Source organism: Streptomyces sp. NPDC085524, assembly GCF_044541755.1.
Taxonomy (GTDB): Bacteria; Actinomycetota; Actinomycetes; order Streptomycetales; family Streptomycetaceae; genus Streptomyces.
In genome coordinates this window covers 75459-100373 of record NZ_JBITTH010000001.1, presented here as the reverse complement: position 1 = coordinate 100373, position 24915 = coordinate 75459, and the positions used below count along the sequence as shown (strand labels likewise).

General features: G+C 73.4%; 21 protein-coding genes and 1 pseudogene. 12 read left to right on the top strand and 10 right to left on the bottom strand.

Going from position 1 to position 24915, the window contains the following annotated elements; genetic code table 11:
* Window positions 1–23 precede the first annotated feature (23 nt).
* Window positions 24–2252: a putative bifunctional diguanylate cyclase/phosphodiesterase gene (locus ACIGFK_RS00480; protein ID WP_376655107.1), complete on the top strand. Its 2229-nt coding sequence runs from the start codon at window positions 24–26 to the stop codon at window positions 2250–2252.
* Window positions 2253–2267: 15 nt separating this feature from the next.
* On the opposite strand, the gene ACIGFK_RS00475 is transcribed toward ACIGFK_RS00480, so the two are convergent.
* The gene (locus tag ACIGFK_RS00475; protein WP_400050051.1) at window positions 2268–3338 is read right to left on the bottom strand and encodes an FAD-dependent monooxygenase; all 1071 of its coding nucleotides are present in this window, start codon (window positions 3336–3338) and stop codon (window positions 2268–2270) included.
* A gap of 132 nt (window positions 3339–3470) precedes the next feature.
* On the opposite strand from ACIGFK_RS00475, the gene ACIGFK_RS00470 reads away from it, so the two are divergent.
* Together ACIGFK_RS00470 and ACIGFK_RS00465 are read left to right on the top strand one after the other, a co-directional pair.
* The gene (locus ACIGFK_RS00470; RefSeq protein WP_376655109.1) at window positions 3471–4130 is read left to right on the top strand and encodes a TetR/AcrR family transcriptional regulator; all 660 of its coding nucleotides are present in this window, start codon (window positions 3471–3473) and stop codon (window positions 4128–4130) included.
* A gap of 50 nt (window positions 4131–4180) precedes the next feature.
* On the top strand, window positions 4181–5719 hold the full coding sequence (locus ACIGFK_RS00465; RefSeq protein ID WP_400050050.1) for an AMP-binding protein: 1539 nt from the start codon (window positions 4181–4183) through the stop codon (window positions 5717–5719).
* Window positions 5720–6123: 404 nt separating this feature from the next.
* On the opposite strand, the gene ACIGFK_RS00460 is transcribed toward ACIGFK_RS00465, so the two are convergent.
* Entirely contained in the window at window positions 6124–7002 is an 879-nt protein-coding gene (locus ACIGFK_RS00460; protein WP_376655111.1) for a LysR family transcriptional regulator, read from the bottom strand.
* 72 nt (window positions 7003–7074) lie between these two features.
* Between ACIGFK_RS00460 and ACIGFK_RS00455 the strand changes: the two genes are divergently transcribed.
* From ACIGFK_RS00455 to ACIGFK_RS00440, 4 genes are all read left to right on the top strand, one after another.
* On the top strand, window positions 7075–7779 hold the full coding sequence (locus ACIGFK_RS00455) for a succinate dehydrogenase (RefSeq protein ID WP_376655112.1): 705 nt from the start codon (window positions 7075–7077) through the stop codon (window positions 7777–7779).
* A 2-nt stretch (window positions 7780–7781) separates the two neighbouring features.
* On the top strand, window positions 7782–9749 hold the full coding sequence (locus tag ACIGFK_RS00450; protein WP_400050049.1) for a fumarate reductase/succinate dehydrogenase flavoprotein subunit: 1968 nt from the start codon (window positions 7782–7784) through the stop codon (window positions 9747–9749).
* Window positions 9746–10486, top strand: a complete 741-nt coding sequence (locus ACIGFK_RS00445) for a succinate dehydrogenase/fumarate reductase iron-sulfur subunit (RefSeq protein WP_376655114.1) — start codon at window positions 9746–9748, stop codon at window positions 10484–10486. Before ACIGFK_RS00450 ends, ACIGFK_RS00445 begins: the two co-directional genes overlap by 4 nt.
* Before the next feature lie 142 nt (window positions 10487–10628).
* Window positions 10629–11294, top strand: a complete 666-nt coding sequence (locus ACIGFK_RS00440; RefSeq protein WP_400050048.1) for a hypothetical protein — start codon at window positions 10629–10631, stop codon at window positions 11292–11294.
* A gap of 117 nt (window positions 11295–11411) precedes the next feature.
* Here the strand turns inward: ACIGFK_RS00440 and ACIGFK_RS00435 are convergent, their stop codons facing one another.
* Together ACIGFK_RS00435 and ACIGFK_RS00430 are read right to left on the bottom strand one after the other, a co-directional pair.
* Window positions 11412–13853 (bottom strand): ABC transporter, encoded by a 2442-nt coding sequence (locus ACIGFK_RS00435; RefSeq protein ID WP_400050047.1) that lies wholly within the window; start codon window positions 13851–13853, stop codon window positions 11412–11414.
* 32 nt (window positions 13854–13885) lie between these two features.
* Window positions 13886–14875, bottom strand: coding sequence for an MsnO8 family LLM class oxidoreductase (locus ACIGFK_RS00430; RefSeq protein WP_400050046.1), 990 nt, complete (start codon window positions 14873–14875; stop codon window positions 13886–13888).
* A 52-nt stretch (window positions 14876–14927) separates the two neighbouring features.
* Here ACIGFK_RS00430 and ACIGFK_RS00425 point away from each other — a divergent pair, with 52 nt between their 5' ends.
* Window positions 14928–15419, top strand: a complete 492-nt coding sequence (locus ACIGFK_RS00425; protein WP_376655118.1) for a hypothetical protein — start codon at window positions 14928–14930, stop codon at window positions 15417–15419.
* Window positions 15420–15456: 37 nt separating this feature from the next.
* Here ACIGFK_RS00425 and ACIGFK_RS00420 read toward each other — a convergent pair whose 3' ends face one another.
* Complete coding sequence (locus ACIGFK_RS00420) at window positions 15457–15672, bottom strand: dodecin (protein ID WP_365176828.1); 216 nt, start codon at window positions 15670–15672, stop codon at window positions 15457–15459.
* Between the two features lie 179 nt (window positions 15673–15851).
* Here ACIGFK_RS00420 and ACIGFK_RS00415 point away from each other — a divergent pair, with 179 nt between their 5' ends.
* The 3 genes and pseudogenes from ACIGFK_RS00415 to ACIGFK_RS00405 all read left to right on the top strand — a co-directional run.
* Window positions 15852–17114 carry an extracellular solute-binding protein gene (locus tag ACIGFK_RS00415; protein WP_400050045.1) on the top strand — a complete coding sequence of 421 codons (1263 nt, stop codon included), beginning with the start codon at window positions 15852–15854 and terminating at the stop codon, window positions 17112–17114.
* A gap of 178 nt (window positions 17115–17292) precedes the next feature.
* Complete coding sequence (locus ACIGFK_RS00410) at window positions 17293–18096, top strand: GNAT family N-acetyltransferase (protein WP_400050044.1); 804 nt, start codon at window positions 17293–17295, stop codon at window positions 18094–18096.
* A pseudogene (locus ACIGFK_RS00405) lies at window positions 18093–18623 on the top strand (lysophospholipid acyltransferase family protein); the annotation flags it as partial. The gene ACIGFK_RS00410 and the pseudogene ACIGFK_RS00405, both read left to right, overlap by 4 nt.
* 290 nt (window positions 18624–18913) lie before the next feature.
* Here the strand turns inward: ACIGFK_RS00405 and egtD are convergent.
* The 4 genes from egtD to egtA are packed head-to-tail and all read right to left on the bottom strand — an operon-like array spanning window position 18914 to window position 23302.
* Window positions 18914–19906, bottom strand: a complete 993-nt coding sequence (egtD, locus tag ACIGFK_RS00400) for an L-histidine N(alpha)-methyltransferase (protein WP_376655121.1) — start codon at window positions 19904–19906, stop codon at window positions 18914–18916.
* Window positions 19903–20661 carry an ergothioneine biosynthesis protein EgtC gene (egtC, locus tag ACIGFK_RS00395; protein WP_400050043.1) on the bottom strand — a complete coding sequence of 253 codons (759 nt, stop codon included), beginning with the start codon at window positions 20659–20661 and terminating at the stop codon, window positions 19903–19905. The genes egtD and egtC overlap by 4 nt, the downstream gene beginning before the upstream one ends.
* Window positions 20661–22013 (bottom strand): ergothioneine biosynthesis protein EgtB, encoded by a 1353-nt coding sequence (gene egtB / locus ACIGFK_RS00390; protein ID WP_386466625.1) that lies wholly within the window; start codon window positions 22011–22013, stop codon window positions 20661–20663. Before egtB ends, egtC begins: the two co-directional genes overlap by 1 nt.
* Entirely contained in the window at window positions 22010–23302 is a 1293-nt protein-coding gene (egtA, locus tag ACIGFK_RS00385; protein ID WP_376655179.1) for an ergothioneine biosynthesis glutamate--cysteine ligase EgtA, read from the bottom strand. The genes egtB and egtA overlap by 4 nt, the downstream gene beginning before the upstream one ends.
* Window positions 23303–23424: 122 nt before the next feature.
* Between egtA and ACIGFK_RS00380 the strand changes: the two genes are divergently transcribed.
* On the top strand, window positions 23425–24315 hold the full coding sequence (locus ACIGFK_RS00380) for a TIGR02452 family protein (protein ID WP_376655124.1): 891 nt from the start codon (window positions 23425–23427) through the stop codon (window positions 24313–24315).
* Window positions 24316–24371: 56 nt separating this feature from the next.
* Here the strand turns inward: ACIGFK_RS00380 and ACIGFK_RS00375 are convergent, their stop codons facing one another.
* Window positions 24372–24836 (bottom strand): type II toxin-antitoxin system PemK/MazF family toxin, encoded by a 465-nt coding sequence (locus ACIGFK_RS00375; RefSeq protein ID WP_376655125.1) that lies wholly within the window; start codon window positions 24834–24836, stop codon window positions 24372–24374.
* Window positions 24837–24915: the final 79 nt, after the last annotated feature.

Below are 24915 nucleotides of genomic sequence, written 5' to 3'. Positions count from 1 at the left end.
AGTCCGGTGCGTCCGCATCCGGCATGCCCGCCTGCGAACCGGCGGAGCCTCCCGCGGCCGTGACGCCGGGAGCGGCCGGCCAGGGACCGGCCGCCTCCGGGGTGTCCCCGACGGGCGGCCTCGAGGACCGGATCGGCCGCTTCGCGACCATCTGGGGCCGGGCGATCTTCCCGGTCACCGCGACCTCCCTGACCCGCCCCGAGTTCGAACGGCATCTCGTACCGCTCACCCGCATCCTCACCGAGGCCCTGCACGCCCGCTCCTTCGACGCCTCGGCGGCCCAGCGGGTGGGAGCCGAACTCGTGGCCGTGCACTGCACCGACCCGGAGGCCCTGGCCGGCACCCTCGGCGTCATCGAGTCCTACCTGGTGCTCTACTGCGGCGGAGCCGACGGAGCCGGCGGTTCGACGGAGGAGTACCGGGCCCGCTGCGCCCGTCTCCAGCACGGGGTCGCGGCGGGGTACGCCCGCGCCCTGCGCGAGCGCACCCTCCGGGAGCAGGAGTCCATCGCCCGTTCCGCGCTGACGGCACGCACCGATGCCCAGCAGGCCCTGCACGCCAGCGAGGCGCGCTTCCGGGCGGTCTTCGAGGGGGCGGCCGTCGGCATCGGCATCGCCGACCTGGAAGGGAACATCCTGGAGGTCAACGACGCGCTGCTGCAGATGTTCGGCGGCCTGGAGGGGCACGTCAGGGACCGGAAGGTCAGCGAGTGGGGCCACCCCGACGACACCCCGCACGTGTGGCGGATGCACGGGGAGCTGGTGCGCGGCGAGCGCGAGAGCTTCCGCGTCGAGAAGCCGTACTACCGGCACGACGGGACCGTGCTGTGGACCAACCTGACGGTGTCGCTGCTGCGCGACGCCGAGGGCGAGCCGCAGTACCAGCTGGCGCTGATGGAGGACACCACCGAACGCCGGCTGCTGAACCTGCGCCTGCGCTACGAGGCCACCCACGACGCGCTGACCGGGCTGCCCAACCGGACGCTGTTCTTCGAACGGCTGGAGAAGGCGCTGAACGGCTCCGGCGGCGACCGCTTCGGGCTGTGCTACCTGGACCTGGACGGCTTCAAGGCGGTCAACGACAGCCTCGGCCATTCAGCGGGGGACCGGCTGCTGGTGGAGGTCGCGGACCGGCTGCAGAGCTGCGCCACCGGCCCCGGCGAGGTCGTCGCCCGGCTCGGCGGCGACGAGTTCGTCGCGCTGACCACGGGCTGTGACACCGAGCAGAAGGTGACGGACCTCGCGGTCCGGATCCTGTCCGCCCTGTCCACGCCGATCCGGCTCGACGGCCGCGAGCTGACCGTGCGCGGCAGCATCGGCATCGTCGAGGGCAGCGTCAAGGAACGCACCGCGGCGGAGGTGCTGCGCAGCGCCGACATCACGATGTACCGGGCCAAGGCCGCCGGCGGCAACCGCTTCGAGTTCGCCGACGCGGAGGCGGACGCCCGCGCAATCACCCGGCACGGACTGACCAACGCACTGCCCGCGGCGCTGGAGCGCGGCGAGTTCTTCATCGAGTACCAGCCGCTGGTGCACATGCACGACGGCACCGTCCACGGCGCCGAGGCGCTGGTGCGCTGGTCGCACCCGCAGTACGGGGTGCTGGGCCCGGACCGCTTCATCCCGCTCGCCGAACGGACCGGCCTGATCGTGCCGCTCGGCCGCTGGGTCCTGGAGGAGTCCGTCCGCCAGGCCCGCAACTGGCAGTCCCAGCGCGGCGGCGCCTCCCTGCGGATCAACGTCAACCTCTCGCCGACGCAGCTGCACCACCCCGGGCTGGTCGCCGACACCGTGGCGGTGCTGGAGAAGTCCGGCCTGGCTCCCGGCGCACTGTGCCTCGAGGTGACCGAATCGGCCCTCATAGGAGCCGACGACGAACTCCTCGAACCGCTGCGCCGGCTCGCCGCGCTGGGGGTGGACATCGCGCTCGACGACTTCGGCACCGGCTACTCGAACCTGGCCAATCTGCGCCGCCTCCCCGTCAGCGTCCTGAAGCTGGACCGCTCCTTCACCAAGGGGATGCAGCAGAGCCCCGCCAACCCCGTCGACGTCAAGATCGTGGAGGGCATCGTCGCCCTCGCCCACAGCCTCGAACTCGCCGTGACCGTGGAGGGCGTGGAGACCGGAGCCCAGGCCGCCCAGCTGCGCGCCCTCGGCTGCGACACCGCCCAGGGCTGGTACTACGCCCGCCCCGGCGCCCCCGACCGCATCCACACCCTCTCCCTCTCGGACGCCGCGCCCTCCTCCCCCTGACGCCGGCCCGGCGGGTCAGTCCATGCCCGCCTCGGTGCCGCGGCCCGGCTCGCGCACGGCGGCCAGCACCCGCTCGTGCCGCTCGGTGGTGTCGGCCAGCACGCGGGCGGCCTCCGGAAGGCGTTCGGCCTCGTACGCGTCGAGCACGCCGTCCGCGGCCGGGCCGGAGAGGGCGCGGAGCAGGATCCGGCCGAGGGCGGCCGCATCCTGTATCCCGGTGTTCATGCCCAGGCCGCCGGCTATGGGGTGCACGTGCGCGGCGTCCCCGGCGAGGAAGACCCGGCCCTCGCGCATCCGGGTGGCCATGCGGACGTTCACCCGCCAGGCCGAGAGCCAGGTGGGGTCCGCGAGGCGGATCCCGGGGACCCTGGCGTGCCGGTCGAAGAGCCTCTGGAAGCCCTCCAGCGAAGGCGGCAGGGGCTCGCCGCTCCCGGTGAGCTCCGGTGAGCCCTGGAGCTGGAAGGTGTCGGTCCCCGGCATCGGGCAGAGGAGTATCCCGCCGCCCTCCGAAGTGAACCACTGGTGCCAGTACGCGCGGCTCAGCCCGGGCGCCCGCACGTCCCCGAGCACCATCGTCTCCGCCTCGTCCGTGCGCCCCTCGAAGGGGATCCCGAGGAGTCTGCGGACCGAGCTGTGGCCGCCGTCGCACCCGGCGGCGTACCCGGCGCGGACCGAACGGCCGTCCGCGAGCGCGGCGGTGACCCCCATCCCGTCCTGTTCGATCTCCGTGACCGCGGATGCGTACTCGACCCGGACGCCCAGGCCGGCGAGCCGCCGCCGGAGTTCTTCCTCCACCTGCCACTGGCCGATGAGGATGCCGTCGCCCACCGTCGGGGTGTCGGTGACGTGCTCGCCGTCGAAGTACTTCCGCAGGACCACGCCCCGCGTCCCGACGGCCTCCAGCTGCTCGGCGGCACCGAGTCCGGCGAGCACCCCCAGGCTGTCCGGGGTCAGGCCCTTGCCGCGGGACTCGCGATGGGGTCCGGAGCGCGCCTCGAGCACGCGGACGGCGGCGCCGCCCAAGGCCAGTTCGCACGCCAGGGCGAGTCCGGTGGGGCCGGAGCCCACGATCAGTACGTCGGTCATCGCAGTGTCCTCTCGTCTCCTCGGGCCGTCGATGCCTCGATGCCTCGATGGGTCAAGGAAAACGCAACCGAGACAGAAATGCAACCCGGTAATGAAATTAACCCGGTCATGATTTCGTGCTATGCTGGCGTCATGGAGAACACGACGGGTCCGCGCACTGGTCTGCGCGAGAGCAAGAAGCAGCGCACGCGGCAGCAGCTGGCGGCCACTGCGCTCGAGCTCTTCCTCGAGCGCGGCTTCGACGCCGTGTCGGTGGCCGATGTCGCCGCCGCGGCCGAAGTCTCCAAGCCCACCTTGTTCCGGTACTTCCAGAGCAAGGAGGACCTGGTCCTGGACCGGTTCGCCGACCATCAGGACGAGGTGGCGCGCATCGTGCGCGACCGTCCGGCGGACCGGACGCCGGTGCGGGCCGTCCGCGAGCACTTCCTGGCGGCCCTCGCCGAGCGCGATCCGATCACCGGGCTCTGCGACCATCCGGACGTCCTCGCCTTCCAGGGGCTGCTGTACTCCACCGCCAGCCTGGAGACCCGGATCGCCCACTACACGGCGCGCGAGGTGGAACTTCTCGCGGAGGCCCTGGAAGCCGAGTCGGTCGCTCCGTTCAGCGCCCGGCTGGCAGCCCTGCACCTGGTGGCCGTCCGCCATGAGCTGGGCCGGGCGAACTGGCGCCGGCTCTCCGCCGGACAGAGCGCCGACGAGGCCTATCCGGCTGCCGTCGCCGAGGCCGACCAGGCCTTCGCCATGCTGGCCGACGGGCTCGACCGGACCCTCGGGCCGCTCATACCCTCCTGACGACGGTCGGCGGGGTCGACGCGAAGCCGGTTCGCGGAAGCGGGTGTTGCATGGTCGCCAGATATGTCGCCGAACTGATCGGCGCTTTGGAGCGCTACGGGGACCGGCCGGCGATCGGGGCCGGGAAAGACGTCCTGCGCTTCTCGGAGGCGCTCGACGCCGTGTACCGGCTGGCCGGGGTGCTGGCCGACTCCGGTGTCGGGCGGGGTGCGGGGCTGGCCTGCGTCACCGGCGGCAACCGGCCGGAGGCCCTGCTGGTGAGACTCGCCGCACACGTGCTGGGCGCACGGTTGACCCCGGTCGTGGGCGGTCCGGCCATCCACGGCGTGGAGTTCATCCTGCGGGACTGCCGTCCCGCGCTGGTGGTGCACGACGTCCCGGTGCCGGACACGGGTGCGCCGCGGCTCGGCATGGACGGGCTCCTCGCGGCGGCCGCCCGTCGGGAGGCTGACGAGGTACCGGTGCGGGCGCGGGAGAGCGACATCGGCCGTGTGCTGTACACCGGGGGGACCACGGGGCGGCCCAAGGGCGTGGCCTCGACCTTCGGCGCGATGGCCGCGCGGGACGGCCGCCGCGGGGCAGGGTGGACCGAGTCGGTGTACCTCTCGGTCACCACCCTGGCCCAGCGGTCAGGCGGGCGGTGCCTGGAGCAGCTGCGGGCCGGGGGACGGGTGGAGATCCTCGACCCGTTCGGGCCGCGGGAGTTCGCGGCTGCCTGCCGGCGTCTGGGGCGGGTGTCGACGTACCTGACGCCCCCGATGATCTACCGGCTGCTGGACGATCCGGCGACCGCCGGGGGGATCCCGGGGCTGGAGGCCGTCTCGTACGGGGCCTCGCCCGTCCTCCCGGCCCGCCTGCGCGAGGCGGTGGCCCGCTGGGGCGTGCGGTGGCGGCAGGGCTACGGGACGAACGAGGCGGCGGTGATCTGCCGGCTCACCCCCGCCGACCACGACGCGGCGGTGGCCGGCCGGCCCGAACTCCTGGCGTCCGTGGGGCGGCCCGTCGCGGGGGTGGAGCTCCAGGTGCGGGACGGGCGGGGCGGCGTACTGCCCTCCGGGCACCGCGGCGAAGTATGGGTCCGGTCGGAGACGGTGATGGCCGGCTACTGGAACCAGCCCGGGCTGTCGGCCGAGGTGCTGCGGGAAGGGTGGCTGCGCACCGGGGACGTGGGGCACGTGGGCGACGGCGGCTACCTCTACCTCGACGACCGGGTGAAGGACGTCGTGATCGTCGACGGCGCCAACATCTACTGCCTGCCGGTCGAGGCGTCACTCGCGCGGCATCCCGCCGTGGCGCAGGCGGTGGTCGTCGGACGCCCCAGCATGCTCACCGGCGAGGAGGTCTGCGCGTTCCTCGTCCCGACCCCCGGGTACGCGCCGAGCGGCGCGGCCGCCGCCGAGGCCAGCGCGCTCGTCGAGCGCGAACTGGCCCCGGCGCACCGGCCGACCGTCGTGTTCTGGGAACGGGAGATCCCCCTGACGGGCCGTGGCAAACCCGACAAGAAGCGGCTGAGAGAGCGCGCGGCGAGCGCGGCCCCGGACCCCGACCTCCCGCCCGGCTCCGTCCTCCCGCCCGGGCCCGGCCGCTGACCCGACGCGCGTCGGCGGACCGATCCGCGTTGGCCAGCGGGCCGGACCGGCGAGTGGGCCGGACCGGCGGCCCGCCCACCGGTGCGGCCCTGCGAGGCCGGCCTCGGCCAGGGGGCGGCCTCCGCCGGGTGTGGCTTCGGCGCGACCCTGCTCGCCGGAACCCCGGCGACGGCCGACCACCGGCTGTGCAGGATGGGGCCCGTGCCGACACCCCGGTCCCGGCCCGTGGGCCCGGTCCTGGTTCTGGTCCCGGCCCCGGACCCGGCCGAGGGTGGCCGGATATCCGGACCCGCCCCGGTCCCGTGGCCGGATGCCCAACCCCCGCCCCGGCGCCGCCGGTTCGCGTGGTGCTCGGGAGGGCCGTGAGCGGCGTGGGGCGCGCCGTGCCGTGCCGTGAGGGGGCCTCAGTCGACCAGGATGCGCTTCAGTTCGCGCGCCGCCCGCGGGGGTGCCACGTCCGTGCGGTGTGCCAGGGCGATGGTGCGGCGCAGCGGGGAGCCCGCGAGGCGGGTGGCGCGCAGGCCCGGACCGGCGTGTTCCACGACCATGTTCGGGACCACTGCGATGCCCAGCCCGGCCCGGACGAAGCCGAGGACCGCGTCCATCTCCCCGCCCTCCACCGTGAACACCGGCTCGAAGCCCGCCGCCCGGCACGCCCCCACCGTCAGGTCCCGCAGGTCGTAGCCGTGGCGGAACATCACCATGGGTTCCTCGCGCAGGTCGGCGATGGTCAGCTCGCCGCCGCCCGCCGGGGGCGGGAGGTCCGCGGACGAGACCACCACCAGGTCCTCCGTCAGCAGCTCCACCGTGGTCAGCGCCGGGGCGGAGGGCGGCAGCGGCAGTGCGATCAGGGCCAGGTCCAGGACCCCGCGCGCGAGTTCCCGTACGAGGTCCAGCGACCCGCTCTCCTCGATCAGCAGCTCGATCCCCGGATGGGCCGTGTGGAAGGCGCGCAGCACGTTCGGCAGCAGGCCCGTGCACACGCTCGGCGTGGCCCCCAGCCGGATCCGCCCGCGCCGCAGCTGCGCCAGCTCCTGCACCTCCCGCCGCGCGGTGTCCGCGTCCGCGAGGATCCGCCGGGCCAGCGGCAGCAGGGCCTCACCCGCGTCGGTGAGCGAGATGTTGCCCCGCGCCCGGCTGAAGAGCTCGGCCCCCAGCTCCCGCTCGAGCGCCTTGATCTGCTGGGACAGCGAGGGCTGGGCCACGTGCACCTGCTCCGCGGCCCGGGTGAAGTGGCGGGTCTCGGCGACGGCGACGAAGTACAGGAGCTGCTGGAATTGCATAGTCCATGTCTATCAAGATGACCGACATCATGTCTTGGACCTTTCGGGTCCTTCGTCCCTACCTTCAATCACATGGCTCTGGCAACGCGGACCCGGACCGGCGGCCCCAAGCCGCCGACCTTCTGGGGCTCCACCATCGGAAAGAAGACCGTCATGGCGGTCTCCGGGCTGATCATGCTCGGATACCTCGTCGTGCACATGCTCGGCAACCTCAAGATCTTCTTCGGGGCGGACGAGTTCAACGGCTACGCGCACTGGCTCCGGACCCTCGGTGAGCCCTTCCTCCACCACGAGTGGGCCCTGTGGATCGTCCGCGTCGTCCTGCTCGCCGCGGTCGTCGCCCACGCCGTGTCCGCGTACCAGCTCAGCCGCCGCGACATCAAGGCGCGCCCGGTCAAGTACGCCCACAAGCGCCGCCGCGCGAGCTACGCCACCCGCACCATGCGCTGGGGCGGCGTCATCCTCGCCCTCTTCATCGTGTGGCACCTGCTCGACCTCACCACGCTCACCGTCAACGAGCGCGCCTGGGCCGGGCACCCCTACCAGAACGTCCTCGCCACCTTCTCCACCTGGTACGGCAACACGATCTACATCGTGGCGATGGCCGCCCTCGGACTGCACATCCGGCACGGCTTCTGGAGCGCCGCCCAGACCCTCGGCGCCGGCAACGCCCGCCGCGACCGGGCGCTGAAGATCCTCGCGAACACCCTCGCCCTCGTCCTCTTCGCGGGGTTCGTGTCCGTCCCCGTCGCCGTCATGACCGGAGTGGTGAACTGACCATGAGCGACCACGAGCAGCACCCGCACTACGCCAACCACACCACCGGCGAACCCCTCCGCGACACCAAGGCCCCCGCGGGCCCCGTCGCGGAGCGCTGGGACCGCCGTCGCTTCGAGGCCAAGCTGGTCAACCCGGCCAACCGCCGCAAGCACACCGTGATCGTCGTCGGCACCGGCCTGGCGGGCGGTGCCGCCGGCGCGACTCTCGCCGAGCAGGGCTACAACGTCGTCCAGTTCTGCTTCAGCGACTCCCCGCGCCGAGCCCATTCCATCGCCGCCCAGGGCGGCATCAACGCCGCCAAGAACTACCGCAACGACGGTGACTCCGTGCACCGCCTCTTCTACGACACCGTCAAGGGCGGCGACTTCCGCGCCCGTGAGTCCAACGTCCACCGCCTCGCCCAGATCTCCGTCGAGATCATCGACCAGTGCGTGGCCCAGGGCGTCCCCTTCGCCCGCGAGTACGGCGGCCTCCTCGACACCCGCTCCTTCGGCGGCGTCCAGGTCTCCCGGACCTTCTACGCCCGCGGCCAGACGGGCCAGCAGCTCCTCCTCGGCGCCTATCAGGCGCTGTCCCGGCAGATCGCCGCCGGCAACGTGGAGATGCACGCCCGCACCGAGATGCTCGACCTGGTCGTCGTCGGCGGAGTCGCCCGCGGGATCGTCGCCCGCGACCTGATCACCGGCGAGATCTCCACGCACTACGCCGATGCGGTGGTCCTGGCGAGCGGCGGCTACGGCAACGTCTTCTACCTCTCCACCAACGCCATGAACTCCAACGCGACCGCCGTCTGGCGGGCGCACCGGCGCGGCGCCTACTTCGCCAACCCCTGCTTCACCCAGATCCACCCCACCTGCATCCCGCGCACCGGCGACCACCAGTCCAAGCTCACCCTGATGAGCGAGTCCCTGCGCAACGACGGCCGCATCTGGGTCCCCAAGGCCAAGGGCGACACCCGCCCCGCCGCCGAGATCCCCGAAGCGGAACGCGACTACTACCTGGAGCGGATCTACCCCTCCTTCGGCAACCTCGTGCCCCGCGACATCGCCTCCCGCGCCGCCAAGAACGTCTGCGACGAGGGCCGCGGCGTCGGCCCCGGCGGCCAGGGCGTCTACCTCGACTTCGCCGACGCCATCCGCCGCATGGGCCGCGACAAGGTCGCCGAGAAGTACGGCAACCTTTTCGAGATGTACGAGCGGATCACCGCGGACAACCCGTACGAGGTCCCCATGCGGATCTACCCCGCCGTGCACTACACGATGGGCGGCCTGTGGGTCGACTACGACCTCCAGACCACCGTCCCCGGCCTCTTCGCGATCGGCGAGGCCAACTTCTCCGACCACGGGGCCAACCGCCTCGGCGCCTCCGCGCTGATGCAGGGCCTCGCCGACGGCTACTTCGTGCTCCCCTCCACGATCAACGACTACCTGGCCAGGCACCCGCACCAGGAGACCGTGGACGACACCCACCCCGAGGCCGTGGCTGTCGTACGCGAGACCCGCGAGCGGCTCGCCCGGCTGCTCGCCGTCGACGGGGACCGCACGCCCGACTCCTTCCACCGGGAGATCGGCGAACTCATGTGGGAGTACTGCGGGATGGCCCGAACCGACGAGGGCCTGCGCAAGGCACTCGACCGGATCCCGCAGATCCGCGAGGAGTTCTGGCGGCGCATCAAGGTCCCCGGCAGCGGCGAGGAGTTCAACCAGTCGCTGGAGAAGGCCAACCGGATCGTCGACTACCTCGAGCTCGCCGAGCTGATGTGCCTCGACGCCCTGCACCGCGAGGAGTCCTGCGGCGGCCACTTCCGCGAGGAGTCCCAGACCGCCGACGGGGAGGCCGAGCGGCGCGACGAGGAGTTCTCGTACGCGGCGGCCTGGGAGTTCACGGCCACCGGCGCCGCCCCCGTCCTGCACAAGGAAGACCTCGTCTTCGAGTACGTCCACCCCACCCAGCGGAGCTACGCATGAAGCTCACCCTGCGCGTCTGGCGCCAGCGCGGCGCCGACGCCCCCGGCCACATGGCCTCGTACGAGGTCGACGGGATCTCCGAGGACATGTCCTTCCTGGAGATGCTCGACACCCTCAACGAGGACCTCATCCTGCGCGGCGAGGACCCGGTCGCCTTCGACCACGACTGCCGCGAGGGCATCTGCGGCGCCTGCAGCCTCGTCATCAACGGCGACGCGCACGGCCCGGAGCGCACCACCACCTGCCAGCTGCACATGCGGTCCTTCGCCGACGGCGACACCATCGACGTCGAGCCCTGGCGGGCCGCCGCCTTCCCGGTGGTCAAGGACCTCGTCGTCGACCGGGGCGCCTTCGACCGCATCATCCAGGCCGGCGGCTACATCACCGCCCCCACCGGCGCCGCCCCCGAGGCGCACGCCACCGCCGTGCCCAAGGCCGACGCGGACTACGCCTTCGAGCACGCCGAGTGCATCGGCTGCGGGGCATGCGTGGCGGCCTGCCCCAACGGCTCCGCGATGCTGTTCACCTCCGCCAAGGTCAACCACCTCAACGTGCTGCCGCAGGGCTCGCCGGAGCGGGAGACCCGGGTCCTGGACATGGTCGCCCGGATGGACGAGGAGGGCTTCGGCGGCTGCACCCTGACCGGCGAGTGCGCCACGGCCTGCCCCAAGGGCATACCGCTCCCGTCGATCGCCGCGATGAACAAGGAGTGGCTGCGCGCGGTCCGCAAGGGCTGACCGCTCCCCGCTCCCGCACACCCCCGTACGAGCCCCCGGCCTGGGCCGACCGGCTGACCCGATCCGCCGACCGGGCGCTCGTACGGGCCGTGCGCCGCGCCGCGCCCCCGGCGCCCGCCGCGGGTCGGGGACAGTGGGCGCCATGCCACCTCGCACCGCCGGGTCCGGACCGCGCCGACGAGCCGTACTGGCCGCCGCCCTCGCGCCGCTGGCGGTGGCCGGCTGCTCCGCGGAGGATCCCGCCCGGGGCCCGGGGCCCGGCCCGGCGCCGGGCCCGCAGGCCGGGGCGAAGGACGCCCTGGTCATGGTGATCCGGCACGCGGAGAAGCCGTACGCCGGCGACTCCGGCACGGACGAGGAGGGCGAGGACGACCCCGGCTCGCTGGCCGGCCGCGGCTGGCGGCGGGCCGAAGAGCTCCCCCGGCTCTTCGCACCCGCCCGCGGCGGGGCCCTGCCCCGCCCCGGCGCCGTCTTCGCGGCCGGCGGCGGCAAGGCGGGCACGCCCGCCCGCTGCAAGCAGACCGTGGCCGCGCTGGCCACCGCCCTGCACACCTCGGTACGCACCGGGTTCGCCCCCGGCGCCGAACCGGCCCTCGCACGCGCCGTGCTGGCCGCCCCGATGCCCGTGCTGGTCTGCTGGGAGCACACCGGCGTCCCCCGCCTGGTCCGCGCCCTCGGCGCCGACCGGGTGCTCGGACTCCCCGCGGCCTGGCCCGACCGCTACGACCTCGTCTGGATGTTCACCCGCAGCCGGGGCCGGTGGAGCTTTCGCGAACTGCCGCAGCACCTCCTGGCGGGCGACGCGTAGACGGGCCCCCGGCTTGACTCTCGGGTGGCACGCGACGGCAGAGTCAGAGCCGTGGACAGGAGACGGTCCCGCGCAGGGCTGACCGTCCAGGCCGCTCCGCTGCCGCCTTCGTCCGGTTCAGCGAGACGGTCCGGGACCGGAAGGCCCGAAGGCGGCGCCCTGGTCCCGCAGAGCCCGGGCGAGGTAGGGGGCCGTGCGGCCCAGGCCTGACGCGGCCACCTGGGCCGGAGTGCCCGCCGCGAGGATCCGGCCGCCGTCCGTGCCGCCGCCCGGGCCCAGGTCGATCACCCAGTCCGCGCCCGCCACCACCTCCATGTCGTGTTCCACGACCACCACCGAGTGCCCCGCGTCCACCAGCCCGTGCAACTGCCGCAGCAGCACCCGTACATCGGCCGGGTGCAGCCCCGTCGTCGGCTCGTCCAGCAGGTACAGCGTGTGGTCCCGGCGCAGCCGCTGGAGCTCCGTGGCCAGCTTGATCCGCTGCGCCTCGCCGCCCGACAGCTCCGTCGCCGGCTGCCCCAGCCGCAGGTACCCCAGCCCGATGTCCTGCAGCGCCCGCAGGCTGCGCGCCGCCGCCGGAACCCCCTCGAAGAAGCCGGCCGCCGCCTCCACGGTCAGGCCGAGCACCTCCGCGATGTTCAGCCCCGCGTAACGGACCTGGAGGGTCTCGGCGTTGTACCGGGCGCCGCCGCACTCGGGGCACGGGGCGTAGGTGCTCGGCAGGAACAGCAGCTCCACCGAGACGAACCCTTCGCCCTGGCAGGTCTCGCACCGGCCGCCCGCCACGTTGAAGGAGAACCGGCCGGCCTTCCAGCCCCGCGCCCTGGACTCCGGCGCGGCCGTGAACAGCCGCCGCACCACGTCGAACAGGCCGGTGTACGTGGCCAGGTTGGACCGCGGGGTCCGCCCGATGGGCTTCTGGTCCACCTCCACCAGCCGCCGTACGGGGAACTCGGGCTCCGCGAGCCGCTCCCCGACCCCCCGGGCCAGGGCCTGCCCGACCAGCGTGGACTTCCCCGACCCCGACACCCCGGTCACCGCCGTGAACACGCCCAGCGGGAACTCGGCCGTGACGTCATGCAGGTTGTGCAGCCCGACGCCCTCGAGCCGCACCGAGCCCGTGGAGCCGCGCACCGGCCGCTCGCGGGAGGCAGCGCGCTCCGCGAACAGGTGCCGGGCGGTCGCCGACCCCGCGACCCCGGCCAGCGCCTGCGGCGGCCCGCTGTACAGCACCTGCCCGCCGTGCTCCCCGGCCAGCGGCCCCACGTCCACCAGCCAGTCCGCGTGCCGCACCACGTCGAGGTGGTGCTCCACGACGAACACCGTGTTCCCGGCCTCCTTCAGCCGGTCCAGTACGCCGAGCAGCGCCTCGGTGTCGGCCGGGTGCAGCCCCGCCGACGGCTCGTCCAGCACGTACACCACCCCGAACAGCCCCGACCGAAGCTGCGTCGCCAGCCGCAGCCGCTGCAGCTCGCCCGCGGACAGGGTGGGCGCGGCGCGGTCCAGGCTCAGGTAGCCGAGCCCCAGCTCGACGACGGGCCCGATCCGCGAGCGCAGGTCCCCGGAGAGCACCCGTGCCGCCTCCCCCTCCGCAGGCGCGGCGGCGAGTACGCCGTCCAGTTCCGAAAGGGACATGGCCGCGAGCGCGGCGATCCCGTACCCCGCGAAGGTCACCGCCAGGGCCTCCGGCCGCAGCCGCCGTCCCCCGCACGCCGGGCACGGGGAGTCGGCGAGGAACTTCTCCGCCCGGGCCCGCAGGGTGGCGCTCTTGCTGTCCGCGAAGGTCCGCATCACATAGCGGTGGGCGCTCATGTACGTGCCCTGGTACGGCCGCTGGATCCGATCGGCCTCCCGCACCGGGTGCACGGTCACCACCGGCTGCTCCTCGGTGAACAGGATCCACTCGCGCTCCTTCGCCGGCAGCTCCCGCCACGGCCGGTCCACGTCGTGCCCGAGCGCTTCCAGGACGTCCCGCAGGTTCTTGCCCTGCCAGGCCCCCGGCCAGGCGGCAATGGCCCCCTGACGGATCGACAGCGCAGGGTCGGGAACCAGCAGTTCCTCGCTCGTGCGGTGGATCCGGCCGAGCCCGTGGCACGAAGTGCAGGCCCCGGCGGCGGTGTTGGGCGAAAAGGCGTCCGAGTCGAGCCGCTCCGCACCCGGCGGGTAACTCCCGGCGCGCGAGTACAGCATGCGCAGGGAGTTGGAGAGCATGGTCACCGTGCCGACCGAGGAACGCGACCCGGGGGAGGAGCGCCGCTGCTCCAGCGAGACGGCCGGGGGCAGTCCGGTGACGGAGTCCACCTTCGGGGCGCCGATCTGGTGGATCAGCCGCCGGGCGTACGGCGCCACCGACTCGAAGTACCGCCGCTGCGCCTCGGCGTAGAGCGTGCCGAAGGCGAGCGAGCTCTTACCGGACCCGGAGACCCCGGTGAACACGGTCAGCGCGTCGCGCGGGAGGTCCACGTCGACCCCGCGCAGGTTGTGCTCCCTGGCGCCGCGGACCCGTACGAAGGGGTCGCGGTGGGCGTGGGGCGCGGGGGACTGGTGCGACTGGTGCATTCGCCCCAGTTTAGAGCCCGGCCCCGCGGGCTTCAGAGCCCGGCCACACGGGCCAGGCGTTCGAAGGAGTCGAGCAGCGCCGTGCGGTCGTACGTGGACGTGGTGACCAGCAGTTCGTCCGCCCCGGTCTGCTCCGCCACCTCGTTCAGCTGCGCCGCGACCTGTTCCTCCGTGCCGTGGACGTGGCCGGTCAGGGCGCCCTCGTACAGCTCCCGCTCCTTCGGGCCCATCTCCATGGCCTCGACCTCCTCGGCCGGCCGCAGCGGCGGGAAGCTGCCGCGGGTGCGGGAGTGCGCGAGGGACCAGGCCTCCGGGACCAGGATGCGCCGGGCCTCCTCCGCGCTGGCCGCGACCGCCACCGTCCCGGAGACCACCACGTACGGCTCCGTGCGGCGGGCGGAGGGGCGGAACTCCTTGCGGTACGTCTCGATGATCTCCGCGACCCTGCCGCGGGTCCGCAGGTCGCCCACCACCAGCGGAAGGCCCGCCCGGGCGGCGATCCCGGCCCCCTCGCCGGTGGCCAGCACGTAGGCCGGGACGTGCAGGCCCTCCGCGGGGCGGGCGTGCACCTCGGGGTGGGTCCGCTGGGTGCCGTCCAGCCAGCCCAGCAGCTCGGTCAGCTGCTCCTCGAAGCGGTCCGCGTCGCCCGTGTCGCGGCCCAGCGCCCGCCGGATGCCGGTGGTGAAGCCGACGGAGCGGCCGAGGCCCATGTCGATCCTGCCGGGGAAGAGGGACTCCAGTACCCCGAACTGCTCCGCGACAACCAGCGGCTGGTGGTTGGGCAGCATCACCCCGCCCGTGCCGACGCGGATCCGCCCGGTGGCCGCGGCGACCGCGGCGGCCAGGACGGTCGGCGCCGAGCCGGCGACCCCGGGCACGCTGTGGTGCTCGGAGACCCAGAAGCGGTGGTAGCCGAGCCGCTCGGCGGCACGGGCCAGCTCCACGGTGTCCCGCAGGGCGCCGGGGGCGGGGTGGCCTTCGCGGGTGCGGGACCGGTCGAGTATGGAGACTTTTCGGATCACACAGGTCACAACGCGGGGGAGGCGTGAGGATTCCCCGGCCTAGGGTGGCGGGATGAGTGAGAACGCTTCTCGGCAACTTGCCGTTTTCGACATCGACAACACGCTCGCCGACACCGGCCACCGCCAGCACTTCCTGGAGCGGCGGCCCCGCGACTGGAACGGCTTCTTCGGCGCGGCCCCGGCCGACCCGCCGCTGCGCCGAGGGGTGGACCTGGCCGTGGAGAGCGCCGCCGACTGCGAGGTCGTGTACCTGACGGGTCGCCCCGAGCGGTGCCGGGCGGACACGGTCGACTGGCTCGCCCGGCACGGGCTGCCCGAGGGGCGGCTGTGGATGCGCGGGAACCAGGACCGGCGGCCGGCGCGGACGACCAAGCTGGAGGTGCTGGGGCGGCTCGCCCGGGGCCGCGCGGTGCGGATGCTCGTGGACGACGACGAGCTGGTGTGCCAGGCCGCCCGTGCGGCGGGCTTCCGGGTGGTCCTGGCGGACTGGGCGGCGGACGCGCCCGAGCTCAAGTCGGCCCAGGAGGACGAGGGCCGGACCTGAGCCCGGGGGGTGCCGGCCGGCGGCAGGGGCCCTGCGTTCAGTCCTCGCCGTCGAGGCGGAAGCCGACCTTGAGCCCCACCTGGTAGTGGGCGATCTCCCCGTTCTCGATGTGCCCGCGTACCTGGACGACCTCGAACCAGTCCAGATTTCTGAGGGTCTGGCCCGCGCGGGCCACTCCGTTGCGGATGGCCTGATCGATGCCCTCGTGAGAGGTGCCGACGATTTCGGTCACCCGGTACGTGTGGTTGGACATGGACGTCTCCCGACAGGTGGTGGCTTTTGCCTGGTTCTACGGTGCCCCAGTAAGTCCGGCTCCGCGAACTTTGGGCGAACAGTCACCGGCACAAGCCCCTTGACCGGCTCATTGGTCTATGCCAATTTCGAGCCATCCGAGACGCCAGCCGAGACGCCGAGCCCCTGAAGGTGACCTTCGTGAAGAGACGCTTCCTCGCCGTGTCCACCGCCCTCCTGGTCTGTGCCGCCGTCGCGGGCTGCAGCCAGTCGGCAGGATCGGCGGGAGGGCCTCGGAAAGTGACGCTCTGGCTGATGAAGGGCAGCGCCTCCGACGAGTTCATCGCCCGGTTCACCGACTCGTTCGAGAAGGAGCACCCCGGCACCGACCTGGAGGTGAAGATCCAGGAATGGACGGGCATCGGCAAGAAGGTCGACGCCGTGCTCGACGGCAAGGCCGAGGAGAGCGCCGACGTCATCGAGGTCGGCAACACCCAGGTGGCCCAGTACATCGAGAACGGCGGCATCGAGGAACTCACCCTCGAGGGACTGCGCGAATGGGGGAGCAAGGACTGGCTCAAGGGCCTCTCCGACCCGGGCAGCGTCAACGGCGCCCAGTACGGCATCCCCTGGTACGCCGCCAACCGCGTGGTCATCTACAACAAGGACCTCTTCGCGAACGCGGGCGTCAAGGTCCCGCCCAAGAACCGGCAGGAGTGGATCCAGGCCACCCAGAAGCTCGACAAGGGCGGCCAGCAGGGCATCTACCTCGCCGGGCAGAACTGGTACGTCCTCGCCGGATTCGTCTGGGACGAGGGCGGCGAACTCGCCGTCGAGACCAGCGGCCAGTGGGTCGGCACCCTCGACGACGAGAAGGCCCTGGCCGGGATGGAGTTCTACAAGCAGCTGCAGGCCCTGGGCGACGGTCCGAAGGACGCCGACGAGGAGACGCCCCCGCAGTCGGAGGTCTTCGCCCGCGGCCAGGTCGCCCAGATCATCGCCCCGCCCAGCCAGGCCGCCGCGATCGAGGCCGCCAATCCGGCGCTCAAGGGGAAGATCGGCTTCTTCCCGATCCCGGGGAAGACCTCCGACAAGGTCGGCTCCGTGTTCACCGGCGGTTCCGACCTGATCATCCCGGAGCGCACGGGGAACCGCCGGGGCGCCGTGGACGTGATCACGGCGCTGGTCAGCGAGAAGTGGCAGACCGAGCTCGCCCGGGCGATGGGCTACGTACCGAACAAGACCACCCTCGCCCATGTGGTCGAGGGCAACGAGGGCGCCGCCACCATGGCCCCCGGCGCCGCACAGGGCCGGGCGACCCCCAAGTCGGCCCGCTGGGCCGAGGTCGAGGGGAAGAACCCGATCAAGCCCTTCATGACGGCCGTGCTCACCGGCCGGGACCCCAAGCAGGCGGCCCGTACGGCCTCCGAGGAGATCAGCAGGGTCCTCAGCTCGGACCGCTGAGGGGGCGTCGAGCGGGCGCCGAGCGCGCGTCGGGCCGGGTCGCTCCCGCCGAGTTCAGCGGGAGCACATCCAACTGCCGCTGCGCTGTCATGTCGAATCCAGCCGGTCACGGAAGAAGTAAAGGAGCCAGGCCGCACACCTGCCGGCCCGGCCCTCCGCGCCCGGATCAGGAGCCGCCATGACGATCGCACCCCTGTCTCCGCCCATCCTCCCCCCGGCCCCCCTCCCCGCCCCCGGCGTCCCCGCCGCCCCCGGCCCCCGCTACGCCGTACGCCTCGCCCGCGACGAGGCCGAGGTGCGCGCCGCCCAGCGACTGCGCCACCAGGTCTTCGCAGGCGAGCTCGGAGCCCGCCTGAACAGCCCCGAGCCGGGCCTCGACATCGATGCCTTCGACTCCTACTGCGACCACCTCCTCGTCGTCGAGGAGGTGACCGAACAGGTCGTCGGCACCTACCGGCTGCTGCCCCCGGAGCGCGCCGCCGTCGCGGGCCGCCTCTACTCCGAGGGCGAGTTCGACCTGTCCGCCCTCGCCCCCATCCGCCCGGACCTCGTCGAGGTCGGCCGCTCCTGCGTCCACCCCGACCACCGCAACGGCGCCGTCATCGCCCTCATCTGGGCCGGCCTCGCCCGCTACATGGACCGCTCCGGCCACAACTGGCTCGCCGGCTGCTGTTCGATCCCGCTCGCCGACGGCGGGGTGCTGGCCGCCGCCACCCGCGAAGCCGCCCTGGCCCGCGCGCTGGCCCCCGGGGAGTACCGGGTCACGCCCCACAACCCGTGGAGCCCCGAGGGCATCGAATTCCCCGCCCGCATGGAACTGCCCCCGCTGCTGCGCGGCTACCTGCGCCTCGGTGCCTGGGTCTGCGGCGAGCCCGCGCTCGACGTCGAATTCGGCTGCACGGACCTCTACGTGCTGCTCTCCCTGCGCCGCACCAATCCGCGCTACCTCAAGCACTTCCTCTCGCTCGTCCCGGGCGCATGAGCGTCTGGCTGCCCACCTCGCCCTGCACCCCCGAGGCCTGCGCCGGCCACGAGGGCGCCGCTGCGAGCGTCCCGCACGCCGTGCTCCGGCTCGCCCTGGCGGCCGGTGTGCTCCTCGCCGGGATCCTGGCCGCCGCGCCGGTCCGGCTGCTGCCGGCCGGCCCCCGCCACGCGCTGGTGCGGGCCTGGGCGAGGGCGCTGGTAAGGGCCTTCGGCATACGGATCACCGTGCACGGGAGTCCCGGCCCGGACGGCGGCCGGCTCCTCACCCCCAACCACATCTCCTGGCTCGACATCCCCCTCGTGGCCGCCGCCGTGCCCTGCCGGATGCTGGCCAAGAGCGACATCCGCGGCTGGCCGGTGCTCGGCCCCCTCACCGGGCGGGCCGGGACCCTGTTCATCGAACGCGACCGGATCCGCGCCCTGCCCGGCACCGTCCGCGCCGTCACCCGCGCCCTGCTGGCCGGCGACCGGGTCACCGTCTTCCCCGAGGGCTCCACGTGGTGCGGGCGCGCCCAGGGCACCTTCCGCAGGGCCGCCTTCCAGTCGGCCCTGGACGCCCGGGTACCCGTACAGCCCGTGCGCCTGTCGTACCTGTACGACGACGGATCGCTCGCCGGGGCGCCCGCCTTCGTCGGGGACGACCCGCTCACCGCCTCGCTGTGGCGGATCGCCCGGGCCCGCGGCGTACGGGCCGAGGTCAGGCTGCTGCCGCGGATCCCGCCGGGCCGGTACACGGACCGGCGGGACCTCGCAGCGGCGGCTCAGCGGGCCGTCACGGCCGCCTCAGGCCGCACCGTGCTGCCCGGCATTCCCGCTCAGGCGGCGGCCCGGGAGTCGGCGACGACCCCGTCGGCCACCGACAGGGAGAGCGCGAAGCGCCCCGCGGCGTCCGTCCACCAATGGGTCAACTCAAGCCCGGCAGCGGCCAGTTCCTTGCGCACCCCTTCCTGACGGAACTTCGCGGAGACCTCCGTCAGGATCTCCTCGCCCGCCGCGAACGGCACCACCAGATCCAGCGCCCGGATCTTCACCAGCACCTCCGACCGGGCCCGCAGCCGCATCTCGATCCACTCCTGCTCCCGGTTCCACACCGCCACGTGCGCGAAGTCGGCGGTGTGGAAGTCCGCGCCCAGCTCCCGGTCGATGACGGCGAGCACGTTCTTGTTGAACTCGGCCGTCACGCCCCGCGAGTCGTCGTACGCCGCCACCAGCACGGCCTCGTCCTTCACCAGGTCCGTGCCCATCAGCAGCGCGTCCCCGGGCGACAGCATCGCCCGTACGGACGCCAGGAACACCGCCCGCTCCGGCGGCAGCAGGTTCCCGATCGTGCCGCCGAGGAACACCACGAGGCGGGGCCCGGGGGACTGCGGCAGCTGCAGCGCCCTCGTGAAGTCCGCGAGCAGCGCGTGCACCCGCAGCCCGGGATGGTCCGCGAGCAGCGCCTGCGCGGCCCCCCTCAGGGCGCTCTCGCTCACGTCCACCGGCACGTACGTGTCCAGCGCGGGCAGGGCCTCGATCAGGTGCCGGGTCTTCTCCGAGGACCCGGAGCCCAGCTCCACCAGGGTGCGGGCGCCGGTCTCCGCGGCGATCTCCCGGGCCCGCTCCAGCAGGATCTCCCGCTCCGCGCGCGTCGGGTAGTACTCCGGCAGCCGGGTGATCTCCTCGAAGAGTTCACTGCCCCGCGCATCGTAGAACCACTTGGGCGGCAGCACCTTGGGCGTGCCGGTCAGACCGCTGAGCACATCCGTGCGCAGCGCCGTCTCGGCGGCGTGCTCGTCGAGCGTCCTGGTCAACTGGAAATCGTTCACGGGGAGTTCTCCTTGAGCGGGGTCAACTCGACCCGCGTACGGGTTGCGGTCAGCAGGGTCCGGTCGGGCACTTCGCGCCACCGGGTGTCGTCGTCGTACGGTTCGGAGGCCACCACGGTGCTCCCGAGCGATGCGTCGGCCAGGTACCAGAGCGAATCGCCCCAGGCCGTCGCGGCGATCGTCACGCCGTCCGTGAGCAGCAGGTTCAGCCGGGAGCCGGGCGCGGCCGTGGCCAGCTCCCGGACCGGCTCGGAGAGCGCCGCACCCGGGTCGTCCCCGGCGCGCAGCCGGTGCAGGACCAGCGCCCAGACCAGTGCCGAGTCCGTGCGCGCCGCCAGCCGGAGCAGCTCCTGCGGCGGCAGGCCCGCCGCGAGCGGGGCCGCCGAGGCCGGCCAGTCCCGCAGCGCACCGTTGTGGCTGAACAGCCAGGGCCCCTCCGCGAACGGCGCCGCGGCGGCCTCCCCGTCGGCCCCGGCCAGCGTGGCGTCCCGTACGGCGGCCATCAGGGCCCCGCTGCGCACCACGCGGGCCAGATCGGCGAAGCCCAGGTCGGCCCAGACCGGCCCGGCCCGCCGGTAGCGGGCGGGGACCGGGTCGCCCTCCGCGTACCAGCCGACGCCGAAGCCGTCCGCGTTGACGGTGCCGTACCGCTGGCGGCGCGGCTCCCAGGACTGGCGGACCAGCGAGTGCTCCGGCTCGCTCAGCACCCTCCCGAGCGGCACGTCCGGCCCGAGATAGGCGAGGTGGCGGCACATCAGGCGTCCCTCGCGGTCCGGAAGCCGGAGAAGATCTGCCGGCGCACCGGCAGGTCCCAGTTGCGGAAGGTCCCCCGGCAGGCGACCGGGTCCACCGCGAAGGAGCCGCCCCGCAGCACCTTGTGCTCCGGGCCGAAGAACACCTCCGAGTACTCCCGGTAGGGGAACGCGCGGAACCCGGGGTACGGCAGGAAGTCCGAGGACGTCCACTCCCACACGTCGCCGATCAGCTGGCGCACGCCCAGCGGGGAGGCCCCGGCCGGGTAGCTGCCCGCACGGGCGGGGCGCAGATGGCGCTGGCCCAGGTTGGCGTGCTCGGGCGTCGGATCCGCGTCGCCCCAGGGGTAGCGGGCCGAACGGCCCGTCGCCGGATCGAAGCGGGCGGCCTTCTCCCACTCCGCCTCCGTCGGCAGCCGCCGGTCCGCCCAGCGGGCGTACGCGTCGGCCTCGTACCAGCTGACGTGCAGCACCGGCTCCTCGTCCGGCACCGGCTCGTCCACCCCGAAACGGCGGCGCAGCCACTGGCCGGCCTCCTTGCGCCAGAACAGCGGGGCCTCTATGGAGTGCGTGCGTATCTGCTCCCAGCCCTCCGGGGCCCACCAGCGGCGCTCGTGGTAGCCGCCGTCGGCGATGAACTCCTGGAAATCGGCGCACGTCACGGGGACCGTGTCGATCCAGAAGGGCGCCAGGTCCCTTTCGTGCGCGGGCCGTTCGTTGTCGAGCGACCACGGCTCCACCGAGGTGCCCATGGTGAACGGTCCGCCGGGCACCAGGACTTCGGGGGCGCTCGGTGCCGGGCCGCGCGGCGGGGAGGGATCGGGTGCGGCCAGGGCCGGTGCGCCCCGTCGGAGCTGATGGGTGATCAGCATCGTTTCGTCGTGCTGCTGCTCGTGCTGGGCGATCATCCCGAAGACGTAGCCGGAGTCCAGCAGCTCCGTCCCCTCCATCGGGGTGCTCTCCAGCAGGTCGAAGACCCTGCCGCGCACCTCGGAGGCGTACGTCCGGGCTTCCGCGGGTCCCAGCAGCGGCAGCTTCGGCCGCTCCGAGCGCGGGTGCTCGAACGCGTCGTAGAGCGGGTCGATCTCGGGACGCATGGCCTCGCGCCCGGCGACGTTGCGCAGCAGCCAGAGCTCCTCCATGTTCCCGATGTGCGCCAGGTCCCAGACGAGCGGGGACATGAGCGGGGAGTGCTGGGCGGTGAGCTCCGCGTCGCTCACCGGGTCGGTGAGCGCGGCCGTGCGCAGCCGCGCGGCGGTCAGGGCGGCTGCTGCCCGCTCCCGCAGGGCTTCCGCGGACTGCGGGGACTGCGCGGATTCCGCGGACCGCGGCGATGGTGTGGATCCTGCCGTCACTGTCGGGCCTTCTTCCCGGTGGGCTGGAGCTGGGGCTGGTCGTCGGCCGGACATCGGCCGCGCAGGACGTACCGCTCGGCGAAGGCGCCGACGGTGTCCTGGACGTGGGTGCTCGCCCCGAGCCGGGGCAGTGCCTCCGCGGCCGCCCGGAAGCAGGCCGTGGCGGCCGTCCGCAGCTCCGGATCGGCCAGGGCGTGGCGGGCGGCGGACCGCCAGAGGGGATTGCGGGGGGCGGGCCCGGACCCGTACGCGTCCGCCAGCGCCTTCGCCGCCCGGTAGGCGGTCTCGGCCGCCCCCGGATCGTCGAACAGTGCGTGCGTGACGGCCACCGGCACCAGCCAGCCGTCGTCGCCGGGCTGCGCGTCGATCATCCGCAGCTCCAGGTGGCCGCGCGGCCTGACCGGCGGGAACAGCGTGGTCAGGTGGTAGTCGAGGTCCTCGGCGGTGGGCCTGCGCAGCCCCGGGTGGCCGTCCGCGCGCAGCCAGTCGCGGAAGGTCATCCCGTGCGGGGCCGTCCACGGCTCGCCTTCGTAGGACCGTACGCACATCACCTCGGTGTCCAGCGCCTGCGCGATCCACCCGGCCCGCGGCTCCGCCTCCAGCGGCGGGGCGAGCGTCCGGCGGCTGTCCAGGTCGTTCCAGACGCCCTGGCGGGAGCAGCGCCAGCCGGTGTACGGACCTTCGCGCGCGGGGGAGTTGGCGAACGCGGCCACCAGGACCGCACCCAGCAGATGGGACAGCCGCCAGCGCCGGCCGTACCCGAGGGGGCCCGGCTCCTCGTGGCCCGCGTCCACGCAGACCTGCACGGAGGCGGAGGCGCGCATCATGGAGCGCCCGGCCGGACCGGTGCGGTCGAAGTAGGCCTCCATGGCGTCGTAGCGCGGGCTCGACAGCAGCCTGTGGCAGGGGTGGCGGGTGTCGCGGCCGAGACCGCGCAGGACCAGCCCCCGGTCGAGCAGGGCGGACCTGACGGCGGTGAGGTCGGACTGGAGGCCGTCCACGCACCCCGTCAGGGAATCGGCGGGGGCCGAGCTGAACTCCAGCTGGCCGCCGGGTTCCACGGTGATCCGGGAGTTGAGGGGGAGGGCGCGGGCGGCGGCGTGCGCGGCCCGCAGCCGCTCCGGGGCCACGGGCTCCCCGGGCCGTTCGGCGTCCAGGAGCAGCCATTCGAGCTCGGCGCCGACCAGCCGGGGCGGGCCGGTCTTGAAGCAGATGCCGTGCATCAGCTCCTCGGCCAGGGTCTCGGTGATGGGGGAATGCGCCGGGTGAGCGGGCGAGTCCTGGGGCATGACGAGGTCCTCGTCTCCTGTCGTCGGCCGTGACATCACCCGTGCCTACCCGTCTCATGAGCACCCATGCTTGCGGGGAAAATGCGTTGCCGCCGGTTCAGCAGGGTGCGGAGGATGGCGGCGTGAGCAGCAGATTGCGCGAGATCGCGCGGGAGAACGCGGAGATCTTGGCGGCCGGCGGCTACCGGACGCGGTCGGGGCGGCACGTGGAACTGGCCGCCGCCCTGGGGAAAGCCAAGGCAAAAACCAGAATATATGGACCAAAGCGAGTCATTCCAGACGGGGAAATCCTCCGCGGAGGCGCGGCGACGGCCTTCGAGGTCACGGGGGAGAGCAGTACGGTCGCGGCCCGCAGGCTCGCGGCGGGCGGTCTGGAGACACCCGCGGGGGTGCCCCGGGTGGCGGTCCTGAACTTCGCCTCGGCCCGGAATCCCGGGGGCGGCTACGTGCGCGGGGCCAAGGCCCAGGAGGAGGCGCTGTGCCGCGCCTCGGCCCTGTACGAGACCCTCCTGGAGGCTCCGGAGTACTACGAGGTGCACCGTGCGGAACGCAGCACGTTCTACACCGACCGGGTGATTCACTCGCCCGGAGTGCCGGTCTTCCGCGACGACCGCGGCGCACTCCTGGAGACCCCCTTCCTGGCCGGCTTCCTCACCTCCCCGGCCCCCAATGCGGGCACGATCCGCCGCCAGGAGCCCGACCGGGCGGCGGAGATCCCGCAGGCGCTGGCCCGGAGGGCACGGCTCGTGCTGGAGGTGGCGGTGCACGAGGGGTACCAGAGGCTGGTGCTGGGGGCCTGGGGCTGCGGGGTCTTCCGGAACGACCCGGACGAGGTGGCGCGGGCCTTCGCCGGGCTGCTGACGGGGAGGTTCAGGGGGTCGTTCGACCGGGTGGTGTTCGCGGTGCTGGACCGGGATCCGGCGCCGCGGAGGGCGTTCGAGCGAGCGTTCGAGGGCTGCGCGGGGTACGAGGGGGCCGGCGGGGCCGCAGGATCCGGGGCGACCGGGGGCTGAGGCCGCCGGGCCCGGCGGCCGGGCCGCCCCGTCCCCCGATCGCGCCCGCCGGCCGGCTACTGCCAGCCGTAGCGCTCGCGCAGCCGGTCCACGACGAGCCGGAAGCGCCGCCGGTCCAGCGCACAGGCCTCGCGGCGCATCCCCGACTCGGACACCCGCAGCACCCGGTCGACGTCCACCCAGGACTCCCGGCCCGCGCTGTCCCAGGGCCCGGTGCCGATCGGGACCCACTCGCGGTCGCTGTCGTGCCGCTTGCTGGACAGCTGCACGGCCAGCAGTGTCCGTCCGCCCGCCTCACGGGCCACGACCAGCACCGGCCGGTCCTTGCCGCGCCCGTCGTTCTCCTCGTACGGAACCCAGGTCCACACGATCTCGCCCGGATCCGGGTCCCCGTCGTGGTCGGGCGCGTACTCGGTCCGCACCGGCCCGATGGCGCGCGGGTCGGCCTCGACGGTGGCGTCGGCCCCGTCACGGCCGGGCTGCTCGGCGTAGCTGTTGTTGTGATGCGAAAGTGCCGTCATTCGGGCGAGATTACTGTGTTCACGCGTGGCGGAGCATGCGGTAGCCGAGTGTCGGCGGCACTCGCATGATCTTCTGCAG

Coding starts and splice junctions, on each gene's coding strand:
- egtA (WP_376655179.1), bottom strand. CDS start 23,302: ATGCCCCAGGACTCGCCCGCTCACCCGGCGCATTCCCCCATCACCGAG.
- ACIGFK_RS00435 (WP_400050047.1), bottom strand. CDS start 13,853: ATGCACCAGTCGCACCAGTCCCCCGCGCCCCACGCCCACCGCGACCCC.
- ACIGFK_RS00440 (WP_400050048.1), top strand. CDS start 10,629: ATGCCACCTCGCACCGCCGGGTCCGGACCGCGCCGACGAGCCGTACTG.
- ACIGFK_RS00475 (WP_400050051.1), bottom strand. CDS start 3,338: ATGACCGACGTACTGATCGTGGGCTCCGGCCCCACCGGACTCGCCCTG.
- ACIGFK_RS00425 (WP_376655118.1), top strand. CDS start 14,928: ATGAGTGAGAACGCTTCTCGGCAACTTGCCGTTTTCGACATCGACAAC.
- ACIGFK_RS00445 (WP_376655114.1), top strand. CDS start 9,746: ATGAAGCTCACCCTGCGCGTCTGGCGCCAGCGCGGCGCCGACGCCCCC.
- ACIGFK_RS00455 (WP_376655112.1), top strand. CDS start 7,075: ATGGCTCTGGCAACGCGGACCCGGACCGGCGGCCCCAAGCCGCCGACC.
- ACIGFK_RS00375 (WP_376655125.1), bottom strand. CDS start 24,836: ATGACGGCACTTTCGCATCACAACAACAGCTACGCCGAGCAGCCCGGC.
- ACIGFK_RS00410 (WP_400050044.1), top strand. CDS start 17,293: ATGACGATCGCACCCCTGTCTCCGCCCATCCTCCCCCCGGCCCCCCTC.
- ACIGFK_RS00470 (WP_376655109.1), top strand. CDS start 3,471: ATGGAGAACACGACGGGTCCGCGCACTGGTCTGCGCGAGAGCAAGAAG.
- ACIGFK_RS00480 (WP_376655107.1), top strand. CDS start 24: ATGCCCGCCTGCGAACCGGCGGAGCCTCCCGCGGCCGTGACGCCGGGA.
- ACIGFK_RS00465 (WP_400050050.1), top strand. CDS start 4,181: ATGGTCGCCAGATATGTCGCCGAACTGATCGGCGCTTTGGAGCGCTAC.
- egtC (WP_400050043.1), bottom strand. CDS start 20,661: ATGTGCCGCCACCTCGCCTATCTCGGGCCGGACGTGCCGCTCGGGAGG.
- ACIGFK_RS00460 (WP_376655111.1), bottom strand. CDS start 7,002: ATGCAATTCCAGCAGCTCCTGTACTTCGTCGCCGTCGCCGAGACCCGC.
- ACIGFK_RS00450 (WP_400050049.1), top strand. CDS start 7,782: ATGAGCGACCACGAGCAGCACCCGCACTACGCCAACCACACCACCGGC.
- ACIGFK_RS00420 (WP_365176828.1), bottom strand. CDS start 15,672: ATGTCCAACCACACGTACCGGGTGACCGAAATCGTCGGCACCTCTCAC.